The organism is Shewanella saliphila (genome assembly GCF_014648295.1).
In the GTDB taxonomy this organism is placed as follows: domain Bacteria; phylum Pseudomonadota; class Gammaproteobacteria; order Enterobacterales; family Shewanellaceae; genus Shewanella; species Shewanella saliphila.
In genome coordinates this window covers 1-3,080 of record NZ_BMQV01000086.1, presented here as the reverse complement: position 1 = coordinate 3,080, position 3,080 = coordinate 1, and the positions used below count along the sequence as shown (strand labels likewise).

Sequence of the window (3,080 nt, the reverse complement as noted above, 5' to 3'; positions counted from 1 at the left end):
TATATATTGAAGCACTACAATACAAAACGCGGGCATAGTTATAATAATTATATGACCCCAACAGCAGCTGAAAGTGCTGCTTAAAACGCAACTCTTGTTTGTGTACAGATTTACTTGACCACATCACGTGGCGCTTCACCCACACCAGACCAAGAGGAAACCAACGGCTGTTCCCTCTTGGAACTCCCAGCCGCCACATCAAAATTATCTGAAAAACGATAATTTCGCGACGTGGTCAAATCCAGCTTTTGACCTCGTTTGTAGACAGCTTCGGCCTTATTCGAAAATGCTAACGCTTCCGATGGTACATCCTGTACCTCGAAAACTAGCCTGACATCCATGTCAGGACTCACGTCATTTTCTTCAACGTCCTCAAGTTCAGAGTTGAATTTGAACATTTTAAATTAAGACAACAACTATCCTGACACAGGGGGCAACTAACTCGTTTATGCCCCATTTCGTGTTACAGACATTACACCGCATCAATCACACTTCAAGAGTTTGTGATAGATTTTCTAATGCCATCCGTGTGGCAGGGCCACTAGGCATTATTCGAAAAACCCAAACTCACACTATTCAAAAGTGAGTCTAAGCGGTCGTTTTTAAAGGTTTTTTACAGACTTATTTGTTCTGGCGCGTTTATGACCCAATGCGATTTTAGACCGATTAATACAGCAACAAACATGTTCAGTATATCCTCTTGTGAGTTGGATTTTTCAGTTGATGGGGTTTCAACTACTTGATTCACTATGGGGGATAACTCTCCACCTAAGAAGTTTGTTAGATGGAGAGTTTCAAAAAAAGCATCTCGGTATGCATTAATATCTGAGCTATCCAAATTAATCACCCTCATCCCAGTTTCATAATGCAGTGTTAGTGCACATTGATTTAAATACTGAATTAGCTGGATGATCAGACTTTCTTTGATGTGCCTGTTCGGCGTTTCTTTGGCTTCTTCGTTTTGTAATAGGTTTAGAGCTTCTTCTAGTACCCTTTCGGTATTCCGAAAGTAGTAGTCAATGGCTCGTATCGCTTCATCACAGACACTTAGTTTACCACGTTTAATTAGACGGTCTTCCGCATACACCTTTGAGTGAATTGCTGGCAAGTCATCTGTTGAAATAAAAGTGAATGCACGCTTTTAATAAAGCTCCTAAGGCATTTACTTTAGTATTGTGAGTTGGAATTTAGATTTTTACTTCTAACAGTCTCTTGTCCCTATTACAAATGTTGATAGATCCAAGCGTTTTCAGTTTCTCCGTGGTTAGTCGCTCTATCATATTCAGCGTTGGCATCAGAGAGTTGTTCTATTAAATCTTTCACTAAAGAGTCAGCTATCTCTGTTAGCTTTTCACAATCTTTATTTGGTTTAATATCTTTCAACCCGCGGTATACTTTATTTGCATACAGCTTTCCTAGCTTAGCGTGTCCTTTCTCATGTAAAAGAAGATAAGGGTACCAATCATCCCAAACTGCTTGCACTTCCCCTGATTCGGTTTCTAATTTGGGCATAGTATAGGTAGTTGTCAAATTAGTTGTGACTTTAAAGACTCTACATCTATTATGAAATGATTTCCAAGATATAGTCCACTTGATACTGTTATTTGTTAACCCATGAAATGGCTTACCATTCATGGAAATTGGTGTTGATAAGTTAAGTGCGGATAACAATGTATCTTTCGAGTTAGAAGTAACTTTGTACTCTATAGTTTTTTCAATTATAGACACCTTAGATAGTGTATTGAATGAAATCAATAACAGTGCAAGTATTAAAAATCTCATAGACATCCTTTTATTTAGGTTCACCCTTAGCTGAGGCAGAAATCCGATTTAGGAACGACTTAATTATTAATTGTAAACTTACTATAAATAATATTTTCGTTTAGGCTCACTTCTTAAATTTTTATTTTGGCCAAATCTTTCAATAGGCTTACCTTTTATTAAAGTCAGTTAAACGGCCGAGAGGATGAGTGTGGGTACATATGAAAGAATATTTCATGATGTAGTAATTACTTTCATATAAAGTTGATGCACTAGTCTTCAAAGATAAAGATAGTGCATCAATTTTATATGTTAACCCTTATATTGTTTTTCTTGAATTTCGTCATTATAGAAACCGCTATAGCCGGCATGATAAACATGATTAAAGAATCTTTTATCCCAATAACCATGAAATACCCATCAACTTTTTCAGGGTTACTTATTGAAAGTAAGAATGTTATTATCGAAATGGGTAAGCTGATAAAAAAACTAATGAGCATCACATTTTCACTCGTATACTTGACAATTAATAAACCAATTAATGCTGCAGCAATAGATACTGCAATAAAATGAGGGAATCCCAATTTTAACAAAGTTGAAAATGAATCGTTCTCAGATACAAATGCTGAAGATGGCGCAGATACCGAATATACTATTTGAATCATTACAAATATTAACATTGTATACAAAAATGCGTATCCAACATATTCAGCTATTCCTTTAATAGTCATACTCCCTTTACCTCTTACTTAGCGCATCATTGTTATAATCCAAGGTTCACAGTGCGTTTAACCCGCAGTTATAACTTTATATATACCACTAGCGCACTATGTAGTAAAGCCAGCAACCTTAACCGTATTAAATATGCTTGTTGCACTAAAGCTTTGCATGGGATTATTAAATCATAATGATCGACTTTGGGTTAGCAAAACTTGAGAACGAATAGGCAAATAGCAGGGTGGATCGTGAACGTTTTTTGAACTGCTGATATTGACACACAATCTGTTTGACGCCTTGGCTTAGCAGTGATCTTATACTCTCTTTTGAATTTAAACGTGCCATTATTAATTTTTGACCGAGTTTTGTAGTTTCTGCAGATTAAGATATTGCCGATAAGGTGAATTATGATGTTTTCGAGGCGACCGTCCCACGGACGGGGCGGCTGAGCTACAAAAAACAGAACATGGCAACAGAACATGGCCATATATGGACGCTCCCGGTGAGTCAAGACAATACTCTGCTCACCGAAGGCTTTTTGGCCTTAGTTTTCTGTACAACATTCTCACTCTTATCGTTGCTTTCGATGCGCTCATTTACCG

The 3,080-nt window shown here is 37.1% G+C and carries 3 protein-coding genes; all 3 read right to left on the bottom strand.

Annotation, left to right across the window (positions count from 1 at the left end; all coding sequences use genetic code 11):
• Positions 1-613: 613 nt before the first annotated feature.
• Entirely contained in the window at positions 614-1,108 is a 495-nt protein-coding gene (locus IEY48_RS20125; RefSeq protein ID WP_188923324.1) for a hypothetical protein, read from the bottom strand.
• Between the two features lie 113 nt (positions 1,109-1,221).
• Positions 1,222-1,782, bottom strand: coding sequence for a DUF922 domain-containing protein (locus IEY48_RS20120; RefSeq protein WP_188923323.1), 561 nt, complete (start codon positions 1,780-1,782; stop codon positions 1,222-1,224).
• A 284-nt stretch (positions 1,783-2,066) separates the two neighbouring features.
• On the bottom strand, positions 2,067-2,492 hold the full coding sequence (locus IEY48_RS20115; RefSeq protein ID WP_188923322.1) for a hypothetical protein: 426 nt from the start codon (positions 2,490-2,492) through the stop codon (positions 2,067-2,069).
• Positions 2,493-3,080 lie beyond the last annotated feature (588 nt).